The sequence below is a fragment of the Humibacillus sp. DSM 29435 genome, from assembly GCF_001758225.1.
Classification (GTDB): domain Bacteria; phylum Actinomycetota; class Actinomycetes; order Actinomycetales; family Dermatophilaceae; genus DSM-29435.
The window spans coordinates 1-25,953 of the sequence record NZ_MAST01000045.1; the positions used below are offsets into that span (position 1 = coordinate 1).

29 protein-coding genes and 1 pseudogene are annotated in these 25,953 nt (G+C 69.6%); 22 read left to right on the forward strand and 8 right to left on the reverse strand.

Annotated features, from left to right (window positions below; genetic code table 11):
- Window positions 1-144: 144 nt before the first annotated feature.
- Window positions 145-915 (forward strand): annotated as a pseudogene (locus tag BA895_RS18080) (acetoin utilization protein AcuC); the annotation flags it as partial.
- Here BA895_RS18080 and BA895_RS23700 read toward each other — a convergent pair.
- On the reverse strand, window positions 825-1,277 hold the full coding sequence (locus BA895_RS23700; protein WP_139142763.1) for a hypothetical protein: 453 nt from the start codon (window positions 1,275-1,277) through the stop codon (window positions 825-827). The pseudogene BA895_RS18080 and the gene BA895_RS23700 sit on opposite strands and share 91 nt — an antisense overlap.
- A 157-nt stretch (window positions 1,278-1,434) precedes the next feature.
- On the opposite strand from BA895_RS23700, the gene aspS reads away from it, so the two are divergent.
- From aspS to BA895_RS18180, 21 genes are all read left to right on the forward strand, one after another.
- On the forward strand, window positions 1,435-2,796 hold the full coding sequence (aspS, locus tag BA895_RS18085) for an aspartate--tRNA(Asn) ligase (protein ID WP_070193292.1): 1,362 nt from the start codon (window positions 1,435-1,437) through the stop codon (window positions 2,794-2,796).
- Between the two features lie 189 nt (window positions 2,797-2,985).
- Complete coding sequence (locus BA895_RS18090; protein ID WP_070193293.1) at window positions 2,986-3,186, forward strand: helix-turn-helix domain-containing protein; 201 nt, start codon at window positions 2,986-2,988, stop codon at window positions 3,184-3,186.
- Between the two features lie 279 nt (window positions 3,187-3,465).
- Complete coding sequence (locus tag BA895_RS23255; RefSeq protein WP_003792170.1) at window positions 3,466-3,564, forward strand: 30S ribosomal protein bS22; 99 nt, start codon at window positions 3,466-3,468, stop codon at window positions 3,562-3,564.
- 224 nt (window positions 3,565-3,788) lie between these two features.
- Window positions 3,789-4,835, forward strand: coding sequence for an NAD-dependent epimerase/dehydratase family protein (locus tag BA895_RS18095; protein WP_070193294.1), 1,047 nt, complete (start codon window positions 3,789-3,791; stop codon window positions 4,833-4,835).
- The gene (locus tag BA895_RS23260) at window positions 4,832-6,760 is read left to right on the forward strand and encodes a 1-acyl-sn-glycerol-3-phosphate acyltransferase (protein WP_254666548.1); all 1,929 of its coding nucleotides are present in this window, start codon (window positions 4,832-4,834) and stop codon (window positions 6,758-6,760) included. The genes BA895_RS18095 and BA895_RS23260 overlap by 4 nt, the downstream gene beginning before the upstream one ends.
- Window positions 6,760-6,996, forward strand: a complete 237-nt coding sequence (locus BA895_RS18105) for a glutaredoxin family protein (RefSeq protein WP_070193295.1) — start codon at window positions 6,760-6,762, stop codon at window positions 6,994-6,996. Before BA895_RS23260 ends, BA895_RS18105 begins: the two co-directional genes overlap by 1 nt.
- 182 nt (window positions 6,997-7,178) lie before the next feature.
- A complete protein-coding gene (locus BA895_RS18110) occupies window positions 7,179-7,859 on the forward strand; it encodes a redox-sensing transcriptional repressor Rex (RefSeq protein ID WP_070193296.1) in 681 nt (226 codons plus the stop codon).
- Window positions 7,856-9,244: a glutamyl-tRNA reductase gene (gene hemA / locus BA895_RS18115; protein WP_070193297.1), complete on the forward strand. Its 1,389-nt coding sequence runs from the start codon at window positions 7,856-7,858 to the stop codon at window positions 9,242-9,244. Before BA895_RS18110 ends, hemA begins: the two co-directional genes overlap by 4 nt.
- Complete coding sequence (gene hemC, locus BA895_RS18120; protein WP_070193298.1) at window positions 9,241-10,200, forward strand: hydroxymethylbilane synthase; 960 nt, start codon at window positions 9,241-9,243, stop codon at window positions 10,198-10,200. The genes hemA and hemC overlap by 4 nt, the downstream gene beginning before the upstream one ends.
- Window positions 10,201-10,226: 26 nt before the next feature.
- Window positions 10,227-11,843, forward strand: coding sequence for a bifunctional uroporphyrinogen-III C-methyltransferase/uroporphyrinogen-III synthase (locus tag BA895_RS18125; protein ID WP_070193299.1), 1,617 nt, complete (start codon window positions 10,227-10,229; stop codon window positions 11,841-11,843).
- Window positions 11,844-11,853: 10 nt separating this feature from the next.
- The gene (gene hemB, locus BA895_RS18130; protein WP_083283522.1) at window positions 11,854-12,828 is read left to right on the forward strand and encodes a porphobilinogen synthase; all 975 of its coding nucleotides are present in this window, start codon (window positions 11,854-11,856) and stop codon (window positions 12,826-12,828) included.
- 25 nt (window positions 12,829-12,853) lie between these two features.
- Window positions 12,854-13,378 (forward strand): MarR family winged helix-turn-helix transcriptional regulator, encoded by a 525-nt coding sequence (locus BA895_RS18135; protein WP_083283523.1) that lies wholly within the window; start codon window positions 12,854-12,856, stop codon window positions 13,376-13,378.
- 158 nt (window positions 13,379-13,536) lie between these two features.
- Complete coding sequence (gene hemL / locus BA895_RS18140; RefSeq protein ID WP_070193301.1) at window positions 13,537-14,874, forward strand: glutamate-1-semialdehyde 2,1-aminomutase; 1,338 nt, start codon at window positions 13,537-13,539, stop codon at window positions 14,872-14,874.
- Between the two features lie 51 nt (window positions 14,875-14,925).
- Entirely contained in the window at window positions 14,926-15,699 is a 774-nt protein-coding gene (locus BA895_RS18145) for a DinB family protein (protein WP_070193302.1), read from the forward strand.
- Window positions 15,700-15,752: 53 nt separating this feature from the next.
- Window positions 15,753-15,962 (forward strand): dodecin, encoded by a 210-nt coding sequence (locus BA895_RS18150; protein ID WP_070193303.1) that lies wholly within the window; start codon window positions 15,753-15,755, stop codon window positions 15,960-15,962.
- Between the two features lie 167 nt (window positions 15,963-16,129).
- On the forward strand, window positions 16,130-16,759 hold the full coding sequence (locus BA895_RS18155) for a histidine phosphatase family protein (protein ID WP_305778075.1): 630 nt from the start codon (window positions 16,130-16,132) through the stop codon (window positions 16,757-16,759).
- Window positions 16,759-17,373 carry a TlpA disulfide reductase family protein gene (locus tag BA895_RS18160; RefSeq protein ID WP_070193305.1) on the forward strand — a complete coding sequence of 205 codons (615 nt, stop codon included), beginning with the start codon at window positions 16,759-16,761 and terminating at the stop codon, window positions 17,371-17,373. Before BA895_RS18155 ends, BA895_RS18160 begins: the two co-directional genes overlap by 1 nt.
- 4 nt (window positions 17,374-17,377) lie before the next feature.
- Window positions 17,378-18,133 (forward strand): cytochrome c biogenesis CcdA family protein, encoded by a 756-nt coding sequence (locus BA895_RS18165; protein ID WP_070193306.1) that lies wholly within the window; start codon window positions 17,378-17,380, stop codon window positions 18,131-18,133.
- Between the two features lies 1 nt (window position 18,134).
- Entirely contained in the window at window positions 18,135-19,772 is a 1,638-nt protein-coding gene (locus BA895_RS18170) for a cytochrome c biogenesis protein ResB (RefSeq protein ID WP_070193307.1), read from the forward strand.
- Complete coding sequence (gene ccsB / locus BA895_RS18175) at window positions 19,769-20,749, forward strand: c-type cytochrome biogenesis protein CcsB (protein ID WP_070193308.1); 981 nt, start codon at window positions 19,769-19,771, stop codon at window positions 20,747-20,749. Before BA895_RS18170 ends, ccsB begins: the two co-directional genes overlap by 4 nt.
- Before the next feature lie 7 nt (window positions 20,750-20,756).
- Window positions 20,757-21,041, forward strand: a complete 285-nt coding sequence (locus BA895_RS18180; RefSeq protein WP_070193309.1) for a DUF4229 domain-containing protein — start codon at window positions 20,757-20,759, stop codon at window positions 21,039-21,041.
- Between the two features lie 129 nt (window positions 21,042-21,170).
- Here BA895_RS18180 and BA895_RS18185 read toward each other — a convergent pair whose 3' ends face one another.
- The 7 genes from BA895_RS18185 to BA895_RS18210 form a co-directional block, all read right to left on the reverse strand.
- On the reverse strand, window positions 21,171-22,052 hold the full coding sequence (locus BA895_RS18185; RefSeq protein WP_070193310.1) for a 1,4-dihydroxy-2-naphthoate polyprenyltransferase: 882 nt from the start codon (window positions 22,050-22,052) through the stop codon (window positions 21,171-21,173).
- A gap of 50 nt (window positions 22,053-22,102) precedes the next feature.
- Window positions 22,103-22,366: a PLDc N-terminal domain-containing protein gene (locus BA895_RS18190; protein WP_070193311.1), complete on the reverse strand. Its 264-nt coding sequence runs from the start codon at window positions 22,364-22,366 to the stop codon at window positions 22,103-22,105.
- A gap of 52 nt (window positions 22,367-22,418) precedes the next feature.
- A complete protein-coding gene (gene menE, locus BA895_RS18195; RefSeq protein WP_070193312.1) occupies window positions 22,419-23,603 on the reverse strand; it encodes an o-succinylbenzoate--CoA ligase in 1,185 nt (394 codons plus the stop codon).
- 96 nt (window positions 23,604-23,699) lie between these two features.
- Complete coding sequence (locus tag BA895_RS24980) at window positions 23,700-23,831, reverse strand: DUF6188 family protein (RefSeq protein WP_371327738.1); 132 nt, start codon at window positions 23,829-23,831, stop codon at window positions 23,700-23,702.
- The gene (locus tag BA895_RS18200; RefSeq protein ID WP_139142764.1) at window positions 23,783-24,160 is read right to left on the reverse strand and encodes a DUF6188 family protein; all 378 of its coding nucleotides are present in this window, start codon (window positions 24,158-24,160) and stop codon (window positions 23,783-23,785) included. Before BA895_RS18200 ends, BA895_RS24980 begins: the two co-directional genes overlap by 49 nt.
- Window positions 24,157-25,527 carry a hypothetical protein gene (locus BA895_RS18205; RefSeq protein ID WP_070193314.1) on the reverse strand — a complete coding sequence of 457 codons (1,371 nt, stop codon included), beginning with the start codon at window positions 25,525-25,527 and terminating at the stop codon, window positions 24,157-24,159. Before BA895_RS18205 ends, BA895_RS18200 begins: the two co-directional genes overlap by 4 nt.
- Complete coding sequence (locus tag BA895_RS18210) at window positions 25,524-25,868, reverse strand: hypothetical protein (RefSeq protein WP_070193315.1); 345 nt, start codon at window positions 25,866-25,868, stop codon at window positions 25,524-25,526. Before BA895_RS18210 ends, BA895_RS18205 begins: the two co-directional genes overlap by 4 nt.
- Window positions 25,869-25,953 lie beyond the last annotated feature (85 nt).

Genomic DNA, 25,953 nt, shown 5'->3' on the forward strand with positions numbered 1-25,953 from the left:
TGCGCCCGGTGTCGATGACCAGATGAGCAGCTTCCTGCCGGTACTTCGGGGTGTAGCTCTTCCTCGTGGCACCCATGAGGACATCCTTCCCTGCCAGGCCGAAACCTGACGATCAAGATGTCCACGAAATGGGGTCAACCTCAGTTCTGTGTCTACAACGACATCGCGGTCGGCATCCAGTGGCTGCTCGACCACGGCGCCGAGAAGGTGGCCTACGTCGACATCGACGTGCACCACGGCGACGGCGTCGAACGGATCTTCTGGGACGACCCCCGAGTGCTCACCATCTCGGTGCACGAGACGGGCCGGGCCCTCTTCCCCGGCACCGGCTGGCCCACCGACATCGGGGGCCCGGGCGCCGAGGGCACCGCGGTCAACGTGTCGCTGCCTCCCGGACTGTCGGATGCCGGGTGGCTGCGTGCGATCCATGCCACCGCCCTGCCGCTCGTGCGAGCCTTCGCCCCCGATGTGCTCGTCTCCCAGCACGGCTGCGACACGCACGCCGAAGACCCCCTGGGACACTTCGCCATGAGCGTCGATGCGCAGCGTTCGGCCGCCGATGCCCTGCACCGTCTCTCCCACGAGGTGTGCGCCGGCCGCTGGGTGGCCCTTGGCGGTGGTGGCTACGAGGTCGTCGGAGTCGTGCCGCGCACGTGGACCCACCTGACGGCCATCGCCGCCCACGCCCCCATCAAGGTCACCGAGGCGGTTCCCCAGGTTTGGCTCGACCACGTCGAGCAGCTGACCGGTCGCCCTGGGCCGCGCCGCATGGGAGACCTGTCCGCTGAGGACGGCCCGCTGTGGTGGCGCTCCTGGGACATGGGTTACGACCCGTCCAGCGAGGTCGACCGGTCGGTGATGGCCACGAGGACTGCTGTCTTCCCGCTGCACGGCCTCGACGTCCACTTCGACTGACGCGACCGACCGCCCGACGACAACACCGGCTGCGCGACGCGCCGCGCGACGCGCAGGAAGTGCTGGATTCTCGACACCATCTGCGCGACGCGCCGCGCGACGCGCAGGAAGTGCTGGATTCTCGACACCATCTGCGCGACGCGCCGCGCGACGCGCAGGAAGTGCTGGATTCTCGACACCATCTGCGCGACGCGCCGCGCGACGCGCAGGAAGTGCTGGATTCTCGACACCATCTGCGCGACGCGCCGCGCGACGCGCAGGAAGTGCTGGTTTTTCGACACCATCTGCGCGACGCGCCGCGCGACGCGCAGCAAGTGCGGGGCTGCGGGGTGGCGCGCAATGGAGTGGACCGGTTGAGCCATCCCGACCTAGGGTGGGCGCACGGCGACGACGGGCCTGACGATCCTGAGCCGAGCACGAACAGAGGCCGGCGCCATCTTGCGCCGGCGAAGGTGTGGTGGCACAGCGAAACTCCCCATCGCCCACACCTCCGGGGCACGATCCCACGGAGGTGACTCAATGCCAACCCATCCACCCAGCAGCACACCCGACGCCCGAGTCCTCGCGCGCGAGCTGGCGGCTGTGCCAGCGGGCGCCACAGCGACCCTGAGGGGCTGGGTGCACCGACGCCGAGTGCTCGCCAGCGTGACGTTCGTCGTGCTGCGCGACCGCTCTGGCCTGGCCCAGGTCGTCGTCAAGAGCCCAGCGGCGATCGATGCCGTGCAGGCCCTGCCGGAGGAGACCGTCGTCGAGGTGACCGGAACGGTGTGCGCCAACGCGTCGGCCCCGGGCGGAGCCGAGCTCGTCGACCCCACCTTCAGCGCCCTCACCGAGCCCGCGCTCGCCCCGCGGGCACCGTTGTGGCGCCCGACCTTCGAAGCCGGGCTGCCGACCCGGCTCGACCACGCCGCGGTCACCCTGCGGCATCCGCGACACCGGGCGGCCTGGCAGATCGCGGGCGCCTCGATGCGCGGGTTCCGTTCAGCCCTGGGGCAGCTCGAGTTCACCGAGATCGCCACGCCCAAGCTCGTCGGCGCGGCGACCGAGTCGGGGGCGACCGTGTTCACGGTCGACTACTTCGGCCGGACGGCCTACCTCGCGCAGAGCCCGCAGCTCTACAAGCAGATGCTCGTGGGAGTCTTCGAGCGGGTGTTCGAGGTCGGTCCGGTGTTTCGTGCCGAAACCCATGACACCGTTCGACACCTCGCGCAGTACACCTCTCTCGACGCCGAGATGGGCTTCATCCGTGACCACCGCGACGTGCTCGCGGTGCTGCGCACGGCCATTGCGGGAATGGTCGCGGCCATCGAGACGGATGCCGCTGAGGCCGCTGCGCTCCTGGGCGTGCAGCTACCCCGGGTGCCGGAGGAGTTCCCGGTCATCCACTTCCGTGACGCGCTCGTCATGGTCGGGGCCGACCCCGACGAGCCCGACCTCAGCCCTGCTCACGAACGAACGCTGAGTGAGTGGGCGGCGAAGGCGCACGACTCCGACTTCCTTGCCGTAGAGGGGTATCCGATGGCGAAGCGGCCCTTCTACACCCACCCTGAGGGAGCTCCGGCATCCGAAGGCCCCCCGAACGACCACCCTGGCGTGGCGACGGCGCGGTACTCCAACAGCTTCGACCTGCTGTTCCGCGGGCTTGAGCTGACCACCGGCGGACAGCGCCTGCACCGCCCGAGCGACTACGTGGCGGCAATGGCGCGCACGGGTACCGACCCGTCGGTGCTGGCCGGCTACCTCGAGGCCTTCGCGCACGGGATGCCGCCCCACGGCGGTTTCGCGATCGGTCTGGAGCGGTGGGTCGGTCGCCTCGTCGGAGCCGAGAACATCCGTGAGGTGGCGCTCTTCCCCCGGGACCTGTCTCGCCTGTCACCGTGATCACACGCCGCACTCATGAGACATCCAGGGTCTTCACCGGCGTGTCGCCTTGCGCTCACAGTTTTCACCGTACTCATTCCTTCCCCTTGAGTCACAACTGCCCCTAGTGTTGCCTTCTGTACCCGCGTGCTTTTTCGCCGGAGGGGAAGCCGGTGACGCGCGGGTGCTCCTTACAGATCGGGGTAGCACATGTCGAATGAGCGCAAGCTCGCCGAGGTGCGGTTTCTCACCGTCGCCGAGGTCGCCTCGATCATGCGGGTGTCGAAGATGACGGTCTACCGGCTCGTGCACGGCGGAGATCTGCCTGCGGTGCGCGTCGGTCGCTCCTTCCGGGTTCCGGAGGATGCGGTGCACAAGTACCTGCAGACCGCCTATATCGACACCGCGTGAGTCTCGGGGGCGGCTGCATCGTGATACTGCCCCCGCGCACCAGGCGCAACCACGGGTGGCTCGGCCGAGCGGCCGGGCCACCCAGTGCCCATTGGGCTGCGGCCGTCGACCAGCGGTGCCCAACGCCATCGGCGAGGCCATTTTGAGGTCGGGGCCGCGCACACGCTACTCTGAGCACCTTGTTCGACTTCTGGACCTCGACCCACCGACTCACGGTGCGTCGACCTAAGGTCGGCACACCTCACCAGTCAACATCAGTCAATCGGATCAAGGACAACTATGGGCTCTGTCATCAAGAAGCGCCGCAAGCGGATGGCCAAGAAGAAGCACCGCAAGCTGCTGCGCAAGACCCGTCACCAGCGTCGCAACAAGAAGTGACCTCAGGCGGGCTCTGACTGCTAAACAGTCGTCAGCGCCTGCTCGCTCTCGGCCCTCGCCCTCTCTGGGTGGGGGTCGTTCGCTTTCTCGACCACCGGCCGCCCGGTCGCGGGAGGGCTGGGTAGGCTGCACTGCGAAGACGCTGCCCCCCAAGTGGTGGGCTCGCACGTGCGTGAGAGACGATCGTCTCTCAGTGACGAGATGGCGAACGACAGGAGGAGCCGATGCCCAAGGTCGTGCTGGTCACGGGGGTCTCTCGCTACCTCGGCGGCCTGTTCGTTCGACGCCTCAGTCTCGACCCCTCGATCGAGCGGATCCTCGGGGTCGACGTGGTTCCCCCCAAGCACTCCATCGGGCGCGCAGAGTTCGTGCGCGCCGACATCCGCAACCCGATGATCGGGCGCATCATGGCTCAGGCCGACGTCGACACGGTCGTGCACATGAACGTCATCGCCACTCCCAAGGACACGGGCGGGCGGGTGACGCAGAAGGAGATCAACGTCATCGGCACGATGCAGCTGCTCGCAGCGTGCCAGAAGTCAGAGTCGGTCCAGCGCCTGGTGGTCAAGTCCTCCGCCGCGATCTACGGCAGCTCGCCTCGTGACCCGGCGATGTTCAGCGAGGACATGAACCCCAAGTCCCTGCCGCGCACGGGGTTCGGCAAGGACTCCGTCGAAGTCGAGGGCTACGTGCGCGGGTTCTCCCGGCGCCGGCCCGACGTCGAGATCACGATGCTGCGCTTCGCGAACATCATCGGGCCGAGCATCCGCACCGCCATCACCGACTACTTCTCCCTTCCGGTCATCCCGGTGCCCGCCGGCTTCGACGCCCGCTTCCAGTTCGTCCACGAAGACGACGCCATGACGGCCCTGACGCTCGCCACCACCGGCACCTCGGTCGGAATCGTCAACGTCGCCGGCGCCGGCTTTCTCACCGTGCTCCAGTGCGCGGCCATCGCCCGTCGGCCCATCCTGCCCGTGCCGCTCTCGGCCGCCGGCGTGATCGGGAACCTGGTCAAACGCAGCGGCCTGGCCGACTTCTCCTCCGAGCAGCTCATCTTCCTGGCCTACGGGCGTGGGCTCGACACCCACCGGATGGCCGCCGTGCTCGGCTTCGAACCGAAGCACTCGACGCGCGAGACCTTCGAGGAGTTCGCCCGCCACCTGCGACCACTGGCGTCCACGGCTGACAGTGTCGGTGGAGCGGTGGGCACCGCAGCCGGCGGAACGGCCGGCGCGCTCTCGCGCGTCTTCGAGAGGATCCAGCCGTGACCGACGTGAACACCTCACCCCCGACGAAGTCCACGACGAAGACGCCGGCAGGCACGTCTGCCACACAGCCGTCGGCAGTGCCGAAGTCGACAGCCCAGAAGTCTCCGGCGCGAAAGTCCGCCTCGCGGAAGTCGGCAGCGCGGAAGTCGGCAGCGCCGAAGTCGACGCCACACACCTCGACGCCGCACACCTCGGCGTCGACAAGAACGACCCCCGAGGTTGCAGCGCAGAGCGCCTCGATGGGCACGCCCACCAAGAAGGCCGGCCCGAAGGCCACCAAGAAGGTCGGCTCGAAGGCCACCAAGAAGGCCGTGACCGCCGGCGCCACCACCAGGCAGACGGCGACGAGCGCACGATCCTCCCGCGCGCCGTCAGGCGCCGACCGTTCGGCCGGCGCGCGTGGGTCGTTCGCGGCCGGAGCGGCCCGGGCCAGTGGGGAGCGCCGTCGTCGCAGCGGCACTCCACTGCTCTCACCGAACGACCCCGTTGACCTCAGCCCCGCACGACGTCTCGTCGGCGGCGCGACGCCGGATGCGGTAGGGCAGAACCCGGGTGCCCGACCACCGGCACCGACTCCCTCGGGCGCCACGGAACCCGAGTCAGCCACGCCGACCACGCCGCCGACGCCGCCGACGCCGCCGACGCCGTCCGGGTCATCGCCACCGTCGTCGCGGCCGAGCCGGGCCGACATTGCGCAAGCCCGGGCCAAACGAGCGAAGCGGTTGGCCGCCACTGGCTCACCGGCGCGGTTGCGCTCGGTGCCGGCACCTCGAGACCCCGGCCCGGCCGGCCCGGTAGGGCCGGGCAGCGGCGGCTCCGCGTCGCCGCCAGAGCACATCCCGGCCTTCAGCACCGAGTTCAGCACCGAGTTCACGACCGACCTCTCGAGCTCGTCGGGCGGCGCCTCTGCCGGTGATGCGGCATCCGGAGTCACGGCCGCTCTACAGTCGCGGGCCGAGCGTCTCGTCGGTGCAGTGCTCGAGGCCGCGGAGTTCAACTCGGAAGCGCGACCCGGCCCCACCGAGATCGTCGAGCTCGCGGTCAACGTGCTGCGAGCGGCCGCCTCGTCCGCCGGCGTGCCGACCGAGGTGGTCGAGCGCCAGGTCGCCGAAACGCTCGCTTACCTGCGTCGGCGACTGACGGGCGACTACGTGGTCGACGAGTTCGGCTTCGACGAGGACTACACCCTCAACGTGCATCTGCCGCTGCTGCGGCCCTTCTACCGCAAGTGGTTCCGGGTCGAGACGCGCGGCGTGGAGAACATCCCCGACGTCGGTGGTGCCCTGCTCGTCGCGAACCACTCGGGCACGATCGCCCTCGACTCGCTGATGACCCAGGTCGCCGTCTACGACGAGCACCCGAAGCGGCGTCACCTGCGCATGCTCGGGGCCGACCTCGTCTTCCAGACGCCGTTCATCGGCTCGATGGCGCGGCGGTCGGGCACCACCCTCGCCGCGAACAGCGACGCCCAGCGGCTGCTCAGCGGCGGCCAGCTGGTGGGGGTCTGGCCGGAGGGGTTCAAGGGCATCGGCAAGCCGTTCACCGAGCGCTACAAGCTGCAGCGCTTCGGCCGCGGGGGGTTCGTGGCCGCGGCCCTGCGCGCCGGCGTGCCGATCATCCCGGTCTCGATCGTGGGTGCGGAGGAGATCTACCCGATCATCGGCGACATGCCCGCGGTGGCCCGTCTGCTCGGGATGCCGTACGCGCCGGTCACGCCGACCTGGCCGCTGCTCGGCCCCCTCGGCATGATCCCGTTGCCGAGCAAGTGGCTCATCGAGTTCGGCCCGCCGATCGAGACGACGAGCTTCGGTCCCGACGCCGCTGACGACCCGATGCTGGTGTTCGACCTCACCGACCAGGTGCGCGAGACGATCCAGCAGACTCTCTACAGCCTGCTCATGCAGCGCAAGTCGGTCTTCTTCTGATGGCCGGCCGGGTGCTGCTGCTCGGTCGACCGGGCTGCCACCTGTGTGACGAGGCGCGCTCGGTCATCGAACGGGTCGCCGCAGAGGTCGGTGTGTCGTGGGAGGAGCGGTCGGTCGACGATGACCCCGACCTCTTGGCTCGCTATGGCGACCAGGTTCCGGTGACCTTCGTCGACGGTCGACAGCACGACTTCTGGCGGGTCGATGAGACGAGGTTGAGGCGCGCCCTGTCGTGACGGTACCGAGGCGACGGGCCGACGTGACCCACGTGGAGTGACCGAGGTCACGCGGTGAGCCGAACCACGGGACAGCGAGTGTCTTGACTTTGTGCATGCGTTCACAAACGTCTAGCCTTGACTGGTCCCCAAGTGCTCCGCGTTCGGGAGAGCGCCTCAGCGAGAGGAGCCGGTGAGCAAGCGTGACCGCCGATCCTGTACTGCGTCGAGAGATCCCCGATGCAACCGTCGCGCGGCTGCCTGAGTACCTTCGCACCCTGTCTGCGCTCGCCGACGACGGGGTTCCCTCGGTGTCGTCCGAAGAGCTGGCCGCCGCCGTCGGTGTGCGCTCGGCCCAGCTGCGCAAAGACCTCAGCCACCTTGGTTCCTACGGTGTGCGCGGAGTCGGCTACGACGTCGCGATGCTCGCGCTCGAGATCTCCCGAGCCTTGGGTCTCACGGTCGACTGGCCGGTCGCGATCGTCGGGATGGGTAATCTCGGCCGGGCCTTGTCGTCCTACTCCGGCTTCGTCACCAAGGGATTTCGTATCGTCGCGCTCTTCGATGACGACCCGTCCGTCGAGGGCGAGGACGTGCTGGGCACCGCGATCCGCCCGCTGCGCGACCTGCCGCGGTCGCACGCCGCCGACCCCATCGCGATCGGCGTCATCGCCACACCCGCGTCGGCGGCTCAAACCGTCTGCAACGCACTGGTGCAGGCGGGGATCACCTCGATCCTCAACTTCGCCCCCGCCGTGCTGACCGTCCCCGCCGGCGTTGACGTGCGCCGCGTCGACCTGTCCATCGAGCTGCAGATCCTGGCCTTCCACGCCCAGCGCAGGACTGTGGCGTCGGCTGACCTGCGATCGGCGGTCACGCGATGAGCCTGCTCGTGATCGGACTGTCCCATCACACGGCGCCCCTGTCGGTGCTCGAGAACCTGTCTCGGCGCGAGAGCCGCGCCACCGACATCGCCACTGACGTGCTCGCGTCGGCCACGGCATCCGAAGTGGTCGTGCTCTCGACCTGCAACCGCCTCGAGGTCTACGCCGAGGTGGCGGCCTTTCACCCCGCGGTGGCCGCGATCGGTGAGGCGCTCGCCGTCGCGGCGGGATCCGTCACCCGCGGCGACGTGCTCGACCCGGTTCTGGCCGACACCAGCCCCACCGACCCTCGAGCCGAGCTCGTGCTCAACGCAGCCGGCTTGGCCGACCACCTCTACGTGCGTTTCGACGACAACGCCATCGCCCATGCCTTCACCGTGGCCTGCGGGCTCGACTCCATGGCCGTGGGCGAGGCTCAGATCATCGGTCAGGTACGCGACGCCCTCGCTGTCGCGCAGGCCACCGGCTCTGCCGGCGAGTCGCTCAACTCGCTCTTCCAGCAGGCTCTGCGCATCGGCAAGCGGGCTCACGCCGAGACCGACCTCGACCAGCACAGTGTGTCCCTGGTGCAGATGGCACTCTCTCGTGCTGCCGAGGTGCTCGGCCCGTTGGACCAACAGCACACGGCGGTGGTCGGCGCCGGCGGCATGAGCGGACTGGCGGCCGCCGCCGCGAGCCGGTCCGAGGTCTCCACCCTCACGGTGGTGGGTCGCACCCCCGAGCGCGCCGAGCGTCTGGCCGTCGCCACCGGTGGGGTGACCCGCGCGTGGGCTGACCTGGCCGACGTCATCGCCGACAGCGACGTCGTCATCACCTGCACCGGGGCCGTGGGGCACATCATCGACCGGGCCGACCTGGCGCGCAGCGCGGCTCGACGAGGCGGTCGCCCTCAGGTCGTGGTCGACCTCGCACTGCCTCGCGACATCGAGCCCCCCGAGACCTGGCCGGAGCCGGTCGAGGGGCTCACCGTCATCGACCTGCAGGGCCTGGGAGCCGCGCTCGCGGCCCACCCTGACTCGGCTGTCGTCGCCCACGTGCGCGCCATGATCGTCGGCGAGGTGGCCGCCTACCTCACCCGACGCGTCGAGAAGCAGGTCGGCCCCACGGTGGCCGCCCTCCGGGCTCGGGCGGCGACCCTCGTCGCGACCGAGATGGCGCGGCTCGACCAGCGCGTCCCCGACCTCGACGACACCACGCGTGCCGAGGTCGGCCTGGCCGTGCACCGCATCGTCGAGAAGCTGCTCCACACCCCGACGGTGCGAGTCAAGGAGTTCGCGCTGGAAGAGGGCGGAGACGGCTACGCCACCGCGTTGCGCGAGCTGTTCGACCTGGAGCCCCGAGAGGTCGCGAACGTCTCGGCGCCGCCGCACCGGGGCACGGCATGAGCACGCCCACCACGCTGCGGCTCGGCACCCGTCGGTCCAGGCTGGCCACCACCCAGTCGCGGTGGGTGGCTGACCGCCTGATCGCGGCCGGGCACCTCGTCGAGCTCGTCGAGATCACCACCGAGGGTGACCTCTCGACCGAGCCGCTCACCACGATCGGCGGCACCGGAGTGTTCGCCTCAGCCATCCGTCGGGCGCTGCACGACGGTCGCATCGACGTCGCCGTGCACTCGCTGAAGGACCTGCCCACCGCCGCTGAACCCGGACTGGTCGTGGCCGCCATCCCGGTTCGTGAAGACTGTCGCGACGCGCTGGTGGCCCGCGACGGCCTGACGCTCGGTGAGCTTCCAGTGGGGTCGGTGGTCGGCACAGGGGCCCCCCGCCGGGCGGCGCAGCTCGCCGCACTCGGCCTCGGCCTCGACGTCCGGGCGATCCGCGGCAACGTCGAGACCCGCATCAGGCTCGTCACCGACGGCATCGTCGATGCGGTCGTGCTGGCGCGGGCCGGCCTGGCCCGGCTCGGCCGCCTCGATGACGTCACCGAGGTGCTCGACCCGATCCAGATGTTGCCCGCGCCGGGCCAGGGAGCCCTCGCCGTCGAGTGCCGGTCCGACCGTCTCGACGTCATCGCCGCCGTGACGCCGCTTGACGACCCCGACACGCGAACCTGTGTCACCGCAGAGCGCCAGCTGTTGCGCAGCCTCGAGGCGGGGTGCACCGCCCCCATCGGTGCCCTGGCCGAGGTCGTCGAGGGTGACGACGGCCTCGAGCTGTCGTTGCGGGCCTTCGCAGGTTCCGACGACGGCACCCTCGAGTTGCGCAGATCCCTCGTGGGCACGTACACAGAACCTGAGGCGCTCGGCGCCCGGCTCGCCCAGATCCTCCTCGAGGACGGCGCCGCCGACCTCGAGTCAGTCTCACCACCCGCCACAAGCCGTTCGGAGCATGACTCGTGACTCGTTCTCGCCAGCCGTCAGAGCAGATGGCGTCGACCCCCACGGCCACGACGACGACGCCGTCGCGCGTCGCGTTCGTCGGGTCCGGCCCGGGTGACCCCGGGCTGCTCACCCTGCGCGGCCGCGACCTCCTCGCCGCCGCCGACGTCGTGATCCTCGACCGCATCACCCGTGACGACGTGGTGCGCGCCTTCGCGCGACCCGACGTCGAGGTCATCGACGCCGGCCACGGCGAACAGGGGCAGGAGCTCACCCAGGCCGTGCGGGCCAGGCTGCTCGTCAAGGCCGCCAAGGCGGTCGGTCCCGGTGGCCTCGTCGTGCGGCTGATGGACGGTGACCCGGGCACCTTCAACGGTCTGGTCGAAGAGGTGCACGCCTGCCACCGCGCGTCGCTCAGCTTCGACATCGTTCCGGGCGTGTCAGCCGTCAGTGCCGTGCCCACGTATGCCGGCATCCCCCTCACCACGAAGGGAACCTCGGCCGTACACATCGTCAGCACCGACAAGTCGGGCCACGACTGGTCGCGGTACGCGTCCGACACCGACACGCTCGTGCTGCTCGGCCGACCCGACTCGATCCGATCAGCGCTCGGCGCGCTGCTGGCCGCCGGTCGCCCGGCTGAGGCCCTTGTGTCTCTCACCTCACGCGGAACCACGTTCGCCCAGACGTCGGTCTCCACCACGCTCGGCCAGGCCGAGCGGACCTTGACCAGCAGCGACGACACCTCGCTCGCGGTGGTGTCACCGAACGTGGGGCTGCGCGACGAGCTGTCGTGGTTCGAGACCAAGCCGTTGTTCGGCTGGAAGGTGCTCGTGCCGCGCACCCAGGCGCAGGCGGGGTCGATGGTCGATCGGCTCTCCGGCTACGGGGCGACCGCCGACGTGGTGCCGACCATCTCGGTCGAGCCGCCGCGCACACCGCAGCAGATGGAGAAGGCCGTGAAGGGCCTGGTGACGGGCCGCTACGAGTGGGTCGGTTTCACCTCGGTCAACGCGGTGCGTGCCGTTCGGGAGCGGTTCGAGGACTTCGGGCTCGACGCGCGCGCCTTCGCCGGCCTCAAGGTGGCTGCTGTGGGCGGAGTAACCGCTGCCGCGCTGCGCGACTGGGGTATCAACCCCGACCTCGTGCCGACGGGCGAGCAGTCGGCGGCTGGTCTGCTCGAGGTGTGGCCCGAGTTCGACGAGGTGCTCGACCCCATCAACCGGGTGCTGCTGCCACGGGCTGACATCGCCACGGAGACACTGGTGGCGGGGCTGCGCGAAGGCGGCTGGGAGGTCGACGACGTCACGGCCTACCGCACGGTTCGCGCTGCGCCTCCGGCGGTGGAGATCCGCGACGCCATCAAGGGTGGCGACTACGACGCCGTGCTGTTCACCTCGAGCTCGACCGTGCGCAACCTCGTGGGCATTGCCGGCAAGCCGCACACGGCGACCGTCGTCGCGTGCATCGGGCCGGCCACCGCCAAGACCGCCCAGGAGCACGGGCTCCGGGTCGACGTGCTCGCGGCCGAGGCCTCGGCGCTCAGTCTCGTCGACGCCCTGGCCGGTCACGGCGTCGGTCTCGCCGTCGCGGCTGCCGAAGCCGGCCAGCCGGTGCAGCGCCCGAGCGACAAGCGTCCCGCCTCGCGCCGTCGCGCGCGCTGAGCGGCATCCGGTGATCGAACGACCACGGCGCCTGCGTCAGTCAGCGGCGATGCGGGCCCTCGTCGCCGAGACCCGCCTGCATCCGCGTGAGCTGGTGCTTCCGGTTTTTGTCGCTGAGGGTCTCGACGAGCCACGGCCCATCACGAGCATGCCTGGGGTGGTGCAACATTCGCGTGACTCGCTGGTGCAGCTCTCTCACCGGGCAGTAGCAGCCGGGCTCGGCGGCTTGATGCTGTTCGGCGTGCCCGAGCACAAGGACGCGACCGGAAGCGGAGCCCTCGACCCTGACGGCATTCTCAACCGTTCCCTCGGCGTCGTGCGCGAGGCGGTCGGCGACGAGCTCGTGGTCATGGCCGACACGTGCCTCGACGAGTTCACTGACCATGGCCACTGCGGTCTGCTTGATGCACGCGGCCGGGTCGACAACGACGCCACCAACGAGGTCTACGCCGCCATGGCCGTGGCCCAGGCTCGCGCCGGGGCCCACGTCGTGGCGCCGTCGGGAATGATGGACGGGCAGGTAGGCGTCATCCGCACCGCCCTCGACGGCGAGGGCCTGCACGACACGGTCGTTCTCGCCTACGCCGCGAAGTACTCCTCGGCCTTCTACGGCCCGTTCCGCGAGGCCGTGCAGTCGAGCCTCCAGGGCGATCGCCGCACCTACCAGCAGAACCCGGCCAACATCGTCGAGTCGGTGCGTGAGATCGACCTCGACATCGAGCAGGGCGCCGACATCATCATGGTCAAGCCGGCGATGGCCTACCTCGATGTCGTCGCGGCGGCCGCTGCGCGCTCCTCGGTTCCCGTTGCCGCCTACCAGGTGTCGGGGGAGTACTCGATGATCCAGGCGGCCGCTGGTCACGGCTGGATCGACGGCCGCGCGGCGGCTCTCGAGTCGCTGCACGCCATCCGCCGGGCCGGCGCCCAGATCGTGCTGACCTACTTTGCGCTCGACTGTGCCGGCTGGCTCGCCGGCGAGCACTAGGATCGTCTCGTCCGAGGAGGTACACATGTCGAACGAGCCGTCAGGGTCGACGAAGTCGTCGCACGCGTCACAGGGGTCACACGGTGATGCAGTGTGGCTCAGCGAGGCCGAACAGGCTTCGTGGCGTGCCGTTCTCCGGGGCACCCGTCTGCTGGAGCAGTCGCTCGACCGGGCGCTGCACGCCCACGACATCCAGCTCAGCGAGTACGAGATTCTCTCGATGCTCTCCGAGTCGGAGTCGAACCGGCTGCGGATGTCTGACCTCGCCGCGATGGTCGTTCAGTCCCGCAGCCGCCTGACCCACACGGCCAAGCGTCTCGAGCAGCGGGGCTGGGTGACGCGCGAGGCCTGCCTCGACGACCGGCGCGGGGTGGAGCTGGTGCTCACGACCGAGGGGCTGCGCGAGATTCAGGAGATGTCACGCATTCACGTCCAGAGCGTGCACGAGAACATCCTCGACATCATGACGGCCGAGCAGTTCCAGGCGCTCGGTGACGCCATGGCGCTCGTGCGTGACCACCTCGACCCCGAGGAGACGAGCGGTCGCTGACCCCGCAGCATCCCTGGTGGCCGCTCCGATCGGGCCGTGGCCGGGCGGCTGCGGTCGGTAGGCGGCCAAAGCCGCGGGGCTCGGACCGTGGCGGGGCTGCGGTGGTCGGCCACCACCCGGCGAGGCGGTACCCGACGACCGGCTGAGACACTGGGAGCATGAGCTCGCCCACCCCGACCGAACCCGTCGCCTCCGCTGTCCCTGCCTCCGCTGCCTTGCTCGCGAGAGCCAGTGCGGTGATCCCCGGAGGCGTGAACTCGCCGGTGCGTGCCTTCCGGGCCGTGGGCGGCACACCGCGGTTCATGGCGAGCGGGAAGGGCCCCTGGCTGACCGACGTCGACGGCAACCGCTACGTCGACCTGATCTGCTCCTGGGGCCCGATGATCCTCGGCCACGCTCACCCCGACGTGCTCGCTGCGGTGAACCATGCTGCGGCTGAAGGTTTCTCGTTCGGCACCCCGTCTGAGAACGAAGTGCTGCTCGCCGAGGAGATCGTGTCTCGCGTCGATCCGGTCGAGCAGGTGCGCCTCGTCAACAGTGGCACGGAGGCGACGATGTCGGCCCTGCGGCTGGCTCGCGGCTTCACCGGTCGCGACGTGGTGGTGAAGTTCGCGGGCTGCTACCACGGCCATGTCGACGCACTCCTCGCCTCGGCGGGTTCAGGGGTGGCGACGTTCGCACTGCCCGACTCGGCCGGTGTGCCGAAGTCGAGCGCGGGAGAGACGATCGTGTTGCCCTACAACGACGTCGCAGCCCTCGAGGCAGCCTTCGCCGAGCGCGGACACGAGATCGCGGCCCTCATCACCGAGGCCGCCGCAGGCAACATGGGCGTCGTGCCGCCCGCCCCGGGATTCACCGACGCTCTACGCCGGGTCACCGCCGCACACGGCGCGCTGCTGATCTCCGACGAGGTGATGACCGGCTTCCGCTGCTCGTCGTCGGGGTGGTACGGCCTCGAAGGGCCACCGGCCGGGGGGGCTCCCGACCTGTTCACCTTCGGCAAGGTGATGGGCGGAGGGTTTCCGACCGCCGCCTTCGGGGGCCGGGCCGACGTGATGGCCATGCTGGCCCCGCAGGGGCCGGTCTACCAGGCCGGCACGCTGTCGGGGAACCCGGTGGCGTCGGCAGCCGGTCTCGCCACGCTGCGCGGCTGCACCCCCGAGGTGTACGACCGTCTGGGCGTCGTCTCACGGGCCATCGCCGACGGCGCCTCCGAGGCCCTGTCGGCCGCCTCTGTGCCGCACACCGTGCAGTGGGCCGGGTCGATGTTCTCGGTGTTCTTCCGCGACCGAGGGGTGGCGAACTACGACGACGCCCGCGACCAGGATGCCGCTGCCTTCCGGCGCTTCTTCAACGCGATGCTGAGCCAGGGGGTGCACCTGCCGCCCAGTGCTTTCGAGTCGTGGTTCGTCTCCGCCTCGCACGACGACGCGGCCGTCGAACACGTGCTGAACGCTCTGCCGGCCGCCGCACGAGCGGCAGCCAACGCCGACTGAGGTGGCCGGATGAGGCGCCGCATCGTCCGCATCCGCGGCTAGCGTGACGATATGGCGACCTTCACCGACGAGGATCTCACGCGGTCTCACTTCGATTCGGTCGATCTCAGCGGCTCGCGTTTCGAGTCCTGTTCCCTCAGCGATGCCTTCATCAGCAGCACCGACCTCCACCGCGTGGTCATGCGCGGCGTCGAGCTGCTCGATGTGAGCATCGAGGGGGAGATCGAGAACCTCACGATCAACGGGGTCGACGTCGGGCCCTTGGTCGAGGGCGAGCTCGACCGGCGCGAGCCCTTGCGGGTGAAGATGCGGCCCACCGACCCGGCCGGCTTCCGAGAAGCCTGGCTGATCCTCGACGACCTCTGGGCGGCGACGGTCGAGCGGGCTCGTGGCCTCGAGCCGGCCCGGTTGCACGAGTCGGTGAACGGCGAATGGTCGTTCATCGAGACGCTGCGACACCTGAGCTTTGCGACGGATGCCTGGGTTCGCCGCGGCATCCAGGGCGACCCGTCACCGTGGCATCCGCTCGACCTGCCGTGGGACCAGATGCCCGACACCCCTGGCATCCCCCGTGACCGTGCGGCGCGGCCCACCCTCGATGAGGTGCTCGCGGTTCGTCATGACCGGGTGGTAGGGGTGCGGGCGTTCGTAGACGGGCTGACCGATGAGTCGCTCGCGGCGCACACCGAGCCGGTCGACGGCCCCGGCTGGCCGGAGTCGCGCAGCTACCCGGTGCGCCAGTGCTTGCTGATCGTGCTCAACGAGGAGTGGCACCACCGACTGTTCGCCGAACGAGATCTCGACGCGCTGGACCATCAGGTCTAGCGTGAAACCGGCGACTCGGACCGGCCGGGTGCCTTCGTTCGAAGCGAGGAACCATGGCCAACCACGTCTACGCCATCTCTGAGGTTGTCGGAACGTCACCCGACGGCATCGAGGAGGCGGTCGAGAACGCAGTCTCCAAGGCCAGCACGACGATTCGCAACCTCGACTGGTTCGAGGTGGAGAACGTGCGCGGTCAGCTGATCGACGGTGAAGTGGCCCACTGGCAGGTCACCGTCAAGCTCGGCTTCCGCATGGAGGACTGAGCCGCCGCGCTCGCGTGGCCACGCCAAACCGCCGTCGCGACCCGTGAACACCTCAGGCTGACGCGGCGGCACCGATGGTGGTCAGGCTCACCCCGGGCGGATTGGGTGGGGGGCGTGGCGTTTGAGACACTGAGGTCATGACCGAGAGCGCCACCTCCGAGGAGCCGATGACGACTGTCGTGCACCTCGTGCGACACGGTGAGGTGCACAACCCGCAGGCGGTGCTCTACGGGCGGCTCGAGGGGTACCACCTCTCTGAGCTGGGGCGCGAGATGGCTCAGGTCGTGGCCGACCACCTGGCCTTCAACGACATCACCCACGTCGTGGCCTCGCCCTTGGAACGTGCCCAGGAGACCGCCGCCCCCATCGCCGTGGCCCATGGTCTTCAGGTCACGACCGACGAGCGCGTCATCGAGGCCGAGAACTATTTCGAGGGGCGAACCGTCGCCAAGAAAGACCTGTTCGCACCGCGCAACTGGGCCAAGCTGGTCAACCCGCGCAAGCCGTCGTGGGGCGAGCCCTACGAGCAGATCGGGGCGCGGATGCTGAGTGCCATCGACGAAGCCCGGCGAGCGGCCTCCGGTCATGAGGCCGTCATCGTCAGCCACCAGCTGCCTGTCTGGACGGCCCGGAACAAGCTCGAGAACCGTCGGCTCTGGCACGACCCGCGGGCCCGCGAGTGCACCCTGGCGTCGCTGACCTCGCTGACCTATCGCGGCGACGAGCTCGGCTCGATCGCCTACTCCGAGCCGGCGGCTGCTCTGCTCGCCCGAGCGAGCAAGGGTGTGGGCGCCTGATGGCGAACGCCGACCGGCGAACCGTGCTGCGGTGGGCGGGTGCCGCGGTGGCGGCAGCGGTCGTGGCCACCACGAGCGCCTGTTCGTCTGACCCGAACTCCGTTGCGGGGCAGGCTCAGAACGGCGACCGTAAGGGCTATGTCGCCGGAGACGGCACCATCGAGCTGCTCCCCGTCGACCAGCGCGGCGCAGCCGTCACGCTGGAGGGTACGACCCTCGAGGGCAAGCCGTGGTCGATGAAGGACGTGGCCGGCTCGGTGCTCGTCGTCAACGTGTGGGGCTCGTGGTGCCCGCCGTGCATCGAGGAGACTCCTGCTCTGCAGAAGGCCTGGCAAGAGGTCCAGAAGGCGAAGAAGAAGGTCGCCTTCGTCGGGCTTGACAAGCTCGAGCAGCCGGCGACCGGGTTGGCGTTCAAGAAGGCCAACGGCGTGACCTACCCGTCGCTGGCCTACGACGGCGGCGTGCCGATCCTGTCGTTGCAGGGCAAGGCAGCCGCCACGCCCACCACCCTCGTGCTGGATGTTCAGGGCCGCGTCGCGGCCCGCGTTGCGGGCCCGGTCACCACGAGCACTCTGCTCGGGCTCATCGACGACGTGCTCGACAAGCAGGGCTGAGACCATGATCACGGCGGCCGGGCCCGACCTCGCGACCAGCTCGCTGGTGGTGGCCGCCGCTGTCGCTCTCGCGGCCGGCTTCGTCTCGTTCGCCTCCCCCTGTGTGCTTCCGCTCGTTCCGGGCTTCCTCGGCTACGTCACCGGGCTGTCCGACGTCTCGATCGAACGACGCTCGCGAGGCCGGCTGGTGCTCGGTGCGGTGTTGTTCGTGCTCGGCTTCTCGACCGTCTACATCCTCGTCTCCGTCGCCTTCTCCTCCGTGGGTCTCGCGTTGGCCGAACACCGCACCGCGTTGATGCGCGTCGGTGGTGTCATCGTGATCGTGACCGGGGTGCTGTTCCTCGGCGCCGGCAAGGGGTATGCCGCTCAGCTCGGCTGGCGGCCCCGGGCCGGGCTGGCGGGGGCGCCGCTGCTCGGTGTCGTGTTCGGCCTGAGCTGGGGGCCGTGCCAGGGGCCCACGCTCGGTGCGATCCTCGCCATGGCGACCCCGCTCAGTGCCGGGGCCGGCAGCGTCAGCCGGGGGGTGCTGCTCGCGTCGGTCTACTGTCTCGGACTCGGGCTGCCCTTCATCCTCATGGCCGCCCTGTGGGAGCGGGCCGGCGCCGCCAGCTCCTGGCTGCGACTCCACCGTCGGGCCATCCAGATCGCCGGAGGCGTCATGCTCATCGTCGTGGGCCTGCTGCTGCTCACAGGTTGGTGGGAGACAGTCGTCGTCTGGCTGCAGACCCGTTTCGTCAACTCCTTCACGACAGTCCTCTGACATGAGCACCGACACCTCCACCGATCTCGCCACCGAGAACCCTGACAACCCAGGTCGCAGGGCCGAGCCGACGTTGCCCGAGCTCGGGGCGCTCGGTTCTCTGCGCTTTGTCTGGCGCCAGCTGACGAGCATGCGCACGGCCCTGTTCCTGCTGCTCCTGCTCGCGATCGCGGCAGTGCCGGGCTCGATCTTCCCGCAGCGCAACATCGACGCCGGCCGGGTCGCCGACTACATTGCACAGCACCCGAGCTCGGCTCCGTGGCTCGACCGCTTCGGCTTCTTCGACGTGTTCTCGTCACCGTGGTTCTCGGCGATCTACCTGCTGCTCTTCGTCTCGCTCGTCGGGTGCATCATCCCCCGCACCAAGGTGCACCTGAAAGCCCTTCGAGCCCGGCCCCCGAGGGCCCCTGCCCGGCTGAGCCGCCTCGACCAGCACGCCGAGCTGACCACTGACCTGTCGCCTGACGAGGCCCTGGCCGCGGCTCGAGAGCTGCTCAAGCGCAAGCGGTTCCGGCTGCACTCGCACGACGACGTCAGCCTGAGCGGTGAGTCGGGCTACCTCAGGGAGACCGGCAACCTGATCTTCCACCTTTCGCTGACCGGCATCATCGTCGGCATGGCCGTGGGGCACCTGTTCGGCTGGCGGGGCGACGTCATCCTGCCGGAGGGTGAGAAGTTCGCGTCGTCGGCCGGCACCTACAACACGTACGCGCCAGGCCCGTGGGTCAACGACGAGCAGCTGCCCCCGTTCGTGCTCGGCCTCGACAAGCTCGACGTGCAGTTCAACAAGGTGCCCGGCAAAGGCTTCGGGATGCCGCGCGAGTTCACCGCGTACACCTCCCTCTCGCCGGGACCGGGGCAGCCGGCGACGCCCGAGTCGGTGTCGGTCAACCACCCCCTCACCGTCGACGGAGCCGACATCTTCCTGCTCGGCAACGGCTACACCCCGGTCATCACGGTGAAGAACGCCAAGGGCGAGGTGCTCTACCGGGAGGCCACCCCCTTCCTGCCCCAGGACGCCGACTACCGCTCGGTCGGGGTGATCAAGGTGAGCGCCCTGCCCACCCCGAAGCAGCTCGGCATCACCGGCTTCTTCCTGCCCACCGCCGAACCGACCTTCGTCAACGGGCCGGTCTCGCTGTTCCCCGACACCGAGAACCCCGAGGTCGCCCTGTCGATCTGGGAGGGCACCCTCTTCCCGGGCAACGCACCGCAGAGCGTGTACACGCTCGACACCGACCAGATGAAGCAGGTCACCAAGGCCGACGGATCGCCGGCCCTGGTGCGCCTGAAGCCGGGGGAGACCTACCAGATCCCCGGTGGTCGCGGGTCGATCACGTTCGAGAGCGTCAAGCGGTTCGCCGGCCTGTCGGTGCGCACCGACCCCGGCGCGCCGATCAGCCTGGTGAGCGCCATCCTGGCCACGGGCGGGCTCATCCTCGGCCTTACCATCAAACGCCGCCGGGTCTTCGTTCGGGTGCGCCCGGTCGTCGCGTCGGCCGGTGGCCCTGACGGTGACCAGGCCACACCGGCTACCGTGGTAACCATCGGCGGCCTCTCCAAGGACTCCGACGCGGGGCTCGCCTCCATCGTGGACGCCCTGCACGACCATCTGGCAGAACGGAAAGACCGATCGTGAACCTCGCCGCCAACGCGAACGTGGCCCTCTACTCGTCGATGATCGTGTACACCCTCGCCATGCTCGCGTTCAGCTGGCACCTGTCGGCACGGGCCCCGCACGTCGCCGAAGCTCGAACCAGGGCGTACGAGCGCGAAGGCGTGCTGGTCGGCTCGGGCGCCCCCAGCCGGGGATCGTCAACGCTCCCGGATGCCGCTGAGCTGCCCGAGCACGAGAGCGCCAAGAGCCGTCAGCGCGGCAACATCGCGTTGATGCTGACCTACCTCGCCACTGCACTGCTTCTCGCAGCCGTGCTGATGCGGGGTCTGGCCGTGTCGCGGCCGCCGTGGGGCAACATGTACGAGTTCGCCACTGCTGCGGCATCCGCCGTCGGACTGGCCTTCTGCCTGCTCGCGAAGAAGAACAACTGGCAGTGGCTGGGCGTGTTCATCGTCACGCCGATCCTGCTCGTGCTCGGCCTGGCGGTCGCAGTGCTCTACACCGACGCCGGCGAGCTGATGCCCGCCCTCAAGTCGTACTGGCTCGGCATCCACGTCTCGGTCGCGTTCATCGCCGTCGCCTTCTTCACCATCGGCTTCGCCATCGGCGTGCTCTATCTCGTGCGAGCGCGCCGTGAGCAGAACCCCGACACCAAGCCCAGCTTCATCGAGTCACTGCCTTCGTCGGCCTCGCTCGAGCGCACCGCCTACAGCGTCAACATGGTCGGCTTCATCCTCTGGACCTTCACCCTCATCGCCGGGGCCATCTGGGCCAAGCAGGCGTGGGGCGCCTACTGGCAGTGGGACCCGAAGGAGATCTGGACCTTTGTGATCTGGACGGTCTACGCGGCCTACATGCACAGCCGCGCCACGGCCGGTGTCGACCACCGCAAGTCGATGTACCTCGCCCTGACCGGGTTCGTGTGCGTGATCGTCAACTTCACGTTGGTCAACCTCGTCTCGACCTTCGTGGGTATGCACAACTACTCGGGGATGTGACCCAGCGGTGGTCCGCTACACCGTGCTGCGTCTGCTGATCTTCTTCGGCTTCGTGCTGCTCTTCTGGCTCGTCGGCCTTCGTGACACTTCTGACATGGGTCGACTCGTGCTCGTCGGATCGGCCGCTGTCGCCTCAGCCGCCGTGTCCTACGTGCTGCTGCGAGGCATGCGCGATGAGATGACGGCGAAGCTCGTCGAACGTCACGAGGCCCGCCTTCGCGCCAAGGCCGAGGGTTTCGACGACGGCGACGACGAGCTCGCCGAAGACGCAGAGATCGAACGCGACCGCTGAGGTCTCAGCCCGCTGGGCCGTCGCAGCTCGGAAGGCCCTGAGCCGGCATCGCGCCAGCACCGAGAACGGGCATCGAGCCGGCACCGCGCCGGCACCGAGTCGACATTGTCACGAGACTACGGGTGACCCTCAGAACAGGTGGTGACCCAGGCCGAGCCCGAGCGCGAACAGGGCCGACCAGGCGAGCTGGAAGATGCCCGTGCCGGCGAGGGCGGGGATCAGCCCGCGACCCTCGGCGCCGCCGAGCACCGCTCGCATCGGCCGAACGAGCAGGGGCGCGGCGAGAACGGCGAGCAGTGCGAGCGGTGAGGTGAAAGAGGCCAGCACGGCCATGACGAACGAGATGGCCACGAGGCCTACGTAGAAGGCGCGGGTGCCCCGTTCACCCATTCGTACGGCCAGGGTCAGCTTGCGATGCTCCCGATCGGTGGGGATGTCGCGCAGGTTGTTGGCCACCAGGATCGCGGAGGCCAGGGAACCGACCCCGATCGCTCCCCACCACCCGGCCGCGGTGAGCGGGGTCATGGTGGCCATCGTGCCGAGGGTGGCGACCAGTCCGAAGAAGACGAAGACGAACGCCTCACCGAGCCCGAGGTAACCGTAGGGCCGGCTGCCGCCGGTGTAGTACCAGGCCGCAGCGATGGCGGCGGCGCCGATCGGCACCATCACCCACAGCTCCGACAGGCCCACGAGGGCCAGTCCCAGCAGGCCGGCGAAGAAGAAGCAGGTGAAGGCCGCGAACTTCACGGTTCGCGGCGCCGCCAGCTGCTGGCCGACGAGCCGCACCGGGCCGACCCGCACCGCGTCGGTGCCCCGGATGCCGTCGGAGTAGTCGTTGGCGTAGTTGACGCCGATCTGCAGCAGCACCGAGACCGCCAGAGCCAGGATCGCGTAGGCCCAGACCACATGTCCGGTCTCGTAGGCTGCGCCAGTGCCGACAAGCACGGGAGAGACGGCCGCGGGCAGTGTGCGCGGGCGCGCGCCCTCGATCCACTGGTTCAAGGTGGCCATGGGTCCTTCGAGGGTCGGAGGGCTCGATCAGGCTTGAGCGCGCTCGAGGGTCAGAGCTTGCGCAGGAACTCGGGATCGTCATCCGGGCCACGTGGCCCAGGGGGCCGTCGCGGCCGCTGCGGGGGTCGGCCGCCGGAGGTTCCCTCTCGCTTGACCAACAGCCAGGCGGCCGGGCCGACCACGGGAACGATCACGACGATCAGCCACACGACACGCGGCATGATGCGCACCTGCCGCCGGTCGGTCTGCAGGCAGTCGACGAAGGCGTAGATGGTCGCGAACACCACGAGTGCGATGAACACGACGCGTAGCACTTGGACTCCTTCGGGAACTGCGTTGGAACAGTGGTCTCATCTTGCCACCGGGTCAGGTCAGATCGTGCATCACCCGGCGGACGGCTTCTCGGTCGGGCTTCCCAGGGCCCTGCTGCGGCAGCGAGGTGAGCGCCAGGACCCGTCGCGGCAGGGCGGCATCCGGCAGGATTCCGCGAAGCCGGTCGCGAACCGACCGCTCGGCCACCTGGTCGGCAGGGTCGACGAGCGTGACCGCTGCACAGACGATCTCGCCCCACTCCCGGTCGGGGAGGCCGACCACGACGACGTCGAGGATCTCGGGAAGGTGGCGCAGGATCGCGTCCTCGACCACACCGGGCGTGATCTTGACGCCACCGCTGTTGATGACGTCGTCAGCGCGACCGTCGACCACGAGCAGCTCGTCATCGTCGAAGTGCCCGAGGTCGTCGGTGCGAAACCAGCGGATGCCGTCGGCATCGACCGCGAAGGCGTCGGCGGAGCGGCCGGGGTCGCTGAGGTAGCCGTGCGCCACGGTGTCGCCGCCCAGCACGATGTGGTGGTCGTTGTCGATGTGTACCCGGCTGACGGGCAGCGGGGCGCCGTCATAGACGCAGCCGCCCGCTGTCTCGCTCATGCCGTAGGTCAGTCGCACCGGGATACCGGCTCGGTGCGCCCTGTCGACCAGGGGTGCGGGGGTGGCGGCGCCGCCGACGAGTACGGCGTCGAAGTCGCACAGAGCCTTGGTGCCCTCCGGGTCGTCGAGCAGCCGTGCGAGCTGGGTGGGCACGATGGCGGTGTAACGATGACGAGCGGTGGCGGTCGTCGTCACCTTGCCCGCTGCGGCGGCGAAGGCGGCGCTCGAGAACCCGTCGCGCAGGTCGAGCACGACGGGGGCGACACCGGCGGCGATCGAGCGCAACAGCACCTGCAGACCGGCGATGTGGTGCCCGGGCATGGCGAGCAGCCAGGCGCCGCTGCCACCCAGCACCTGGTGGGTGGCCCAGGCAGAGCGCTCGACGGCTCCGGCGGTGAGCAGCGCTCGTTTGGGGTTGCCGGTCGAACCCGACGTCGCTACCACGACCGCCAGGTCATCGGGGAGGTCGACCCCGTCTGCGCTGTCGATGACCGGGCGGTCGCAGGCGGCAGCGTAGGGCAACACGGGTGCCTTACCGGCCAAGGCAGCCTCGAGTGCGGGCAGGATCGTCAGCAGCTCTGGCCCGGCAGGGACAGCAAGCGGGAGCAGAGCCGCACTGTTCATGGGCTCATTCTGCCTGCTGCGCTCGTTCGGTGCGTGCCCCGGTGGCCATGCCCCTTCCCGCTGGTGTGCTGCGAACCGCACGCAGAGCCCGCCAGCTCACCGCCCGGGCATGCAGACCACCATCTCGCCGCGCGGGCCGCTCAGCTGCCAAGCCGTGTACTCGGCGGCCGCAGCGTAGGTCACCCGTGACGTGGACCCCACTCGGTGAAGCGCCCGCCTGGACCGCACACGACGATTTCGCCTCTGGGCCCGTACATCTGCCACGCCTCGTAGTCGGATAGCGCCTCGGCCGTGAGTCGCCCAGTGTCGAGCACGATGGTGAGGTCGCCGTTGTCGGCCACCGCAACCTCGGTGATCGTTGACCCAAGCAGCCAGGCCAGGTGCTCGGGCAGTTCTGCGTCGGGGACGTTCATCCGGATCGGGGTCGGGTCAGCGTTCGACCTGGTCGCGACCACGTCGGTTTCGATGTCGATCTGCCAGTCGCCGCTGGTGAAGAGGCGAAGCATGTATCCGAGTCGAGCAGAGTCGATCGTCTGGTCGCGCAGATCTGGTGTCACGGACCCCATCCTCTCGGAAGATCAAAACTGCCGTCTGCACGACGACGAATATGAGTTTCCGCATTGGACGTGGGATTGCCGTTCAGGTCGATCGGTTGTCCGTCGGAGTTGTAGAACCGAACACACCCAAACTCGTACCTCGAATCCGGATCTTCGATCCGGATTGCGTCAGCGTTTTTGGCCTTGCCGGGTGCGGGATCTACCTTGTCCGGCGCTTGCCAGACCTCACCGTTCTTGTTGTTGGCCACTCGTCCCTGCCACGTGGATCCGGCTGCGTCGGGTCGCATCGAGTCGGGTATCGGGTCGCCCGCCTCGCCGCGTCCAGGCTTCGGCGCGTCAGCTTCGTGTAGGAGTCGGTTCTCGTTGGGGCGGGCGTGCTGGATGAGGTTGCCGGCTCCGGCGCCGGCGGCGGTCGCTCCGCCGGCGATGGCACCGGCAGCGACGACGCCGATGGGCACGCCCGCGACCGCCCCCACGCCGGTGGCGTCGAGCGCGACTCCGCCGACTTCACCGCCGGCCCCCAGCAGCATCATCCCGGCCCCGAGCGCCAGCTGGGCCACGTCTTCGGGGTGCTCAGCGGCGGCTTGCACCACGTCGGCCGCGCCGTTGACCAACGGCACCGCGGTGTGGTTGTAGGCCCAGGCGCCGGCGGTTCCCGCGGCCGCCAGCGTGCTGCCGAACCAGCTCGACTCGTCGCGGGGAGCTGGTTGGACAGCACGCTGGCCCACTCCGGCCGCCGCGGCCGCGTCGAGCTGACCACGCACCAAGGGCAGGTCGTAGACGAGGCCAGGGTCGAGGGACGGTGTCGCGGCGACGGGGCTGGCCGACATGACGCTGGGCGTGAGCCCGGCGAGCGCTCGCGCGCATCGGGTGGCGGACGTCGTCAGGGCGTCCATCGCGGCGCCGTACCGCCGGTGGATGCCGGTCAGCTCGGTGTGGTGCAGCCGCTCTGCCCTCGTGCTGGCCGCCAGCTGCAGCACGGGGTCACCAGCGTGGGTGATGTCGATGGTCGCCAGCGTGCGGTGGTGCTCGTCAGCGGCGCGCCCGGCCTGCGCAGACAAGCTTCGAGCGGCGGCGATCGCTGCCTCGAGAGAGCCGGCGTAGGCGGCGAGTGCCCGGCCGCCGTCGTCGACCTGGGCGAGCACCCGGCCGGCCCGGCTCGAGAGGGCCGCCAGCTCGGTGGTGGCTTCGGCGGCGCTCGGGCCGGACCAGACCCCAGCCAGCTCAGCCCCGGCGTTGCCGCGGACTCCGGCCGTTGCGAGCCCGTGGTCTGAGAGCTGGCGCAGGCGCCGAGCTGCGACTCTCAGCATCTCGGGGTCGCCGTCGGGCACGTCGAGATCGATCGTGATGGTGTCGCGCGGGATCACGGGGCGCGGCCCCCACTCACGGCGCCGGCCGGCACCGGAAGCCCGCGAGAACCCAGGCTTGCGGCGTTCGTCATCTCGACGTCGAGGGTCGAGATGCCGACCCAGTCGAGGTTGCGGCCCAGGGCGGAGAAGGCGAGCGCGAGCGTGCCGACCTCACGCTGGTGGGCCGCGAGGAAGGCCTCGAGGGCAGGGCCCAGCACCGGCTGGCCCTTTCCGACAGCGCTTCGCGCCTGCCCGCCGGCATGGGCGAGCCCGGTGGCACAGTCGCGCAGGGCCTCGCCGGTCGTGAGCACCGTCGTACCCACGGAGCGGGTGCCGTCGGTGTCGATCGCGTAGGCCATGGCACGAGAACCTAACCGGGTCGCGAAGCGAGCCCGAGAAGTTCTCCACAGCCCAGCGGCATCCGGCCGGATGCCGTTCTAAGGC